The sequence below is a fragment of the Cedecea sp. genome, assembly GCF_036500665.1.
Taxonomy (GTDB): domain Bacteria; phylum Pseudomonadota; class Gammaproteobacteria; order Enterobacterales; family Enterobacteriaceae; genus Cedecea.
Genome location: NZ_DASYBS010000186.1, coordinates 1 through 3,253, shown reverse-complemented (window position 1 = coordinate 3,253; position 3,253 = coordinate 1). Strand labels below are relative to the sequence as shown.

4 protein-coding genes and 1 pseudogene are annotated in these 3,253 nt (G+C 48.6%); 1 reads left to right on the top strand and 4 read right to left on the bottom strand.

The window, feature by feature from the left end; all coding sequences use genetic code 11:
• Positions 1-3 precede the first annotated feature (3 nt).
• On the bottom strand, positions 4-141 hold the full coding sequence (locus VGM55_RS27100) for a hypothetical protein (RefSeq protein WP_219826155.1): 138 nt from the start codon (positions 139-141) through the stop codon (positions 4-6).
• A gap of 108 nt (positions 142-249) precedes the next feature.
• On the opposite strand from VGM55_RS27100, the pseudogene VGM55_RS27095 reads away from it, so the two are divergent.
• Positions 250-1,380, top strand: a pseudogene (locus tag VGM55_RS27095) (RNA-guided endonuclease InsQ/TnpB family protein).
• A gap of 277 nt (positions 1,381-1,657) precedes the next feature.
• Here the strand turns inward: VGM55_RS27095 and VGM55_RS27090 are convergent.
• The 3 genes from VGM55_RS27090 to VGM55_RS27080 form a co-directional block, all read right to left on the bottom strand.
• Positions 1,658-2,749 carry a type IV secretion system protein gene (locus VGM55_RS27090; RefSeq protein ID WP_331637306.1) on the bottom strand — a complete coding sequence of 364 codons (1,092 nt, stop codon included), beginning with the start codon at positions 2,747-2,749 and terminating at the stop codon, positions 1,658-1,660.
• 3 nt (positions 2,750-2,752) lie between these two features.
• Positions 2,753-3,046 carry an EexN family lipoprotein gene (locus tag VGM55_RS27085; RefSeq protein ID WP_331637305.1) on the bottom strand — a complete coding sequence of 98 codons (294 nt, stop codon included), beginning with the start codon at positions 3,044-3,046 and terminating at the stop codon, positions 2,753-2,755.
• 2 nt (positions 3,047-3,048) lie between these two features.
• Positions 3,049-3,253, bottom strand: a 205-nt coding sequence (locus tag VGM55_RS27080) for a type IV secretion system protein (protein ID WP_331637304.1), incomplete at its 5' end; no start/stop codon positions are given.

Genomic DNA, 3,253 nt, shown 5'->3' with positions numbered 1-3,253 from the left:
AAATCAGACATGATTCGTTAACTCCTGAATAATGGCCGGTGAATTAACAGGTTCCGGGTTGCCGGAAACCGGCGGTAAGTGGTTTTGATGTGCGCAGCCGGTAAGCAGCCACAGCACCAGAAAAGGGATGCTGTATTTCATCAGAATGCCTCCGGGAAACCCCGGCCTTCAGGCCGGGGAGGAAAGGCGGCGGTTTTTCGACTAACTGTCTTTTGCATAATCACATTTTCCTCTTTAGTATTTGAAATTATGAAGCGTGCGTATAAATACCGGTTTTACCCAACACCAGAACAGGCTGAGCTTTTAGCTCAGACGTTCGGCTGTGTGCGCTTCGTCTACAACTCCATCCTCCGCTGGCGTACCGATGCGTACTACGAGCGAAAGGAGAAAATCGGTTATCTACAGGCTAATGCTCGCCTTACTGCGCTCAAAAAAGAGTCTGAGTACGTCTGGCTTAACGATGTATCCTGCGTCCCCCTCCAGCAGTCTCTGCGCCACCAACAAACGGCCTTTGCTAACTTCTTCGCCGGACGTGCCGCATATCCGGCCTTCAAAAGCAAACGGCACAAGCAGGCAGCTGAGTTCACTGCCAGCGCGTTTAAATACCGTGACGGCAGGTTGTACATGGCAAAGAGCAAGTCGCCGCTGGACATTCGCTGGAGCCGTGAACTACCTTCTGCGCCGTCAACCGTTACCATTTCCAGAGATGCGGCCGGGCGGTACTTCGTTTCCTGTCTGTGTGAGTTTGAACCTGTATCAATGCCTGTTACCGCTAAAACTGTCGGCATTGATGTTGGCTTAAAAGATTTGTTCGTCACCGACACAGGATTCAAAACCGGCAATCCCCGCCACACCGCTAAATATGCGAAGCGACTGGCATAGCAACAGCGCAGGTTGAGCAGGAAGAAAAAAGGCTCAAAGAACCGCGCCAAAGCACGCTTAAAGGTCGCCCGACTCCACGCGAAAATCGCCGATTGCCGGATGGACAACCTGCACAAATTGTCCCGCAAACTGATTAACGAAAACCAAGTTGTTTGCGTCGAATCCCTCAGGGTGAAAAACATGATCCGCAACCCGAAGCTGTCTAAAGCGATAGCTGACGCAGGCTGGAGCGAACTTGTTCGCCAGCTACAGTACAAAGGGGAATGGGCAGGGCGTAGCGTTGTCGCTATTGATCAGTATTTCCCTTCTTCCAGATGTTGTAGCAGTTGCGGTTTCACCATGAAAACTATGCCCCTTGATGTTCGTAAATGGACTTGCCCTGAGTGCGGAGTAGCCCATGATCGCGACATTAACGCGGCCCGAAATATCAAAGCTGCCGGGCTGGCAGTGTTAGCCCACGGAGAGCCTGTAAATCCTGAATCGCAGCACGCGGCTTAGGTTCGGCTCGTTGAAGTGGGAATCCCCATCCTTCAGGGTGGGGAGCAGTCAAGTGTCTGTCCTTTTGTTTCGTCCCGTAATAAGCCGCTACGTGTAGTGACGCGCAGATACGCCACGCCGTAGCCATTGGCCTGGCGTGACCACGGCTCCCTAAGGGGCTTTTGATGGCATGGTGTATGGCTTAGCAGGACGGAGAGAGAAGGGAATATAAAGCGGGATTTTCTCGTTTTACCCGGTCACACACGCGATGTGTGTTACGGAAATAACTGAAGCTGTGTTACTTAAGACGTTGCTGATTGGCCCGGAGCATGGTCTGGATCGATGCCCGACGGTTTGCGGCGGCTCCCCTGAATGCAGAGGCAGCAGCACGGGTGTTACTCCAGGAGCTGTACGCGTCAGCAGCTTTACCGGCGGCGTAATCAACTGCCCGTCCGGCCAGTTGTGCGCCAGTGGCCGCCCCCTTAGCACCGAGTCTCGCACCGGCTGCACCGGCCTTCAGTGCTCCGGGAGCGGCGTCTTTCGCTTTACTGCCAAGAGAACTGATACCGGACATGGCAACAGCCTGCATGGTGGCCTGTGTGGCTGCACCACCGAGTCCGGTTCCCACTTTTGCTGAAAATAGAATCAAGATACCCGCACCGATACTCGCCAACAGCGTTTGCGCACCAAGCGTAACGATATTTTTATCGTTGGCATTTTGCACGGCAATATCGAGAATGGTGTTGGTATAATTGATGGCTATTCTGACAAAAAATGCAGAAAGCATTATTGTGATAATTGCGGTGAATATTATTTTCAGCCAGTTATCGAACATTGGCCTGAGAAACCCATAAAGTAGGCAGAAAATAAATATTGGGCCAGTCGTACACATTAAAAGAATGGTGATTTCTGCCAGAAGATTAACAAAGGTCGTGACAGTAAGAACAAAAATTGCTCCACCCCAAACCAACCCTTCTGCAAGTCCTCCATTGAGTTTAACATAATCCGAATCATCGAGATTATAAAGGGTTGTCCCCAATTTTTGAGCTTTTGCCCAAACTGTATCTAAAAGCATCCATATGTTATCACTGCCGGTAACACCATTTTTCAGCCCATTAATGGCCGCTATCGTTATATCCAGCCAGCCACCAATATTAGCCACAAACATCATGATTAACAGCATTCGGCCAATATCCCACATAACGTCTTCAACCGGTTTTTGAAGTTTACCGGCAATGGTCTGATAACCTTTAAAGACAATATAAGAGGTGAACGAACTGGTGATGAGCATCGTCATCATGGAACCATATACAGAGGCTTGCCCCTGTAATACGGTATTTAAGCTTCCCATGATGGCATTGTTCATCCCTGTGAATATACCACCGGACATATATCACCTCACATTATTAAGGTCTGGAACTGGCTGTAATGAAATTTTATCCTTTAGTTTTTCTATGGCTTGTTTTTTTCCTTCAATAACATCTGGTTTGTCCTGTTCATGTTTCATTGCATCTCTGGCGTTCTGACACTCCTTAATATCCCAAGTGCCATCCAGCAGACATTCAGTGTATTTGGCAATCATTTCATCGTGATGCTTAATAAACCATTCGCGAGAGTATTTCTCATCACACCCACTCAGAAAAATAAGTGACAAAACCAGAGGGGTAACAAAAGTTAATTTTTTCATGGCTAACTACCTATATTATTCAAGTCGGCAACTGGCGCATTCAGTTGCTGTTTTGAAAATTCCTTTTGCTTCTGCGCTTCGAGCATCTTACTACGTTGTTCGGCCTGTTTCACCGACATTTCCCATTGAGTGGTTAATGCATTTAACTGGATACTTCGGGCCGAAACGACATTCGCCAGATCCTGAGATTCTTTCGAATCTGTAGAA

Coding starts and splice junctions, on each gene's coding strand:
- VGM55_RS27100 (WP_219826155.1), bottom strand. CDS start 141: ATGAAATACAGCATCCCTTTTCTGGTGCTGTGGCTGCTTACCGGCTGC.
- VGM55_RS27090 (WP_331637306.1), bottom strand. CDS start 2,749: ATGTCCGGTGGTATATTCACAGGGATGAACAATGCCATCATGGGAAGC.
- VGM55_RS27085 (WP_331637305.1), bottom strand. CDS start 3,046: ATGAAAAAATTAACTTTTGTTACCCCTCTGGTTTTGTCACTTATTTTT.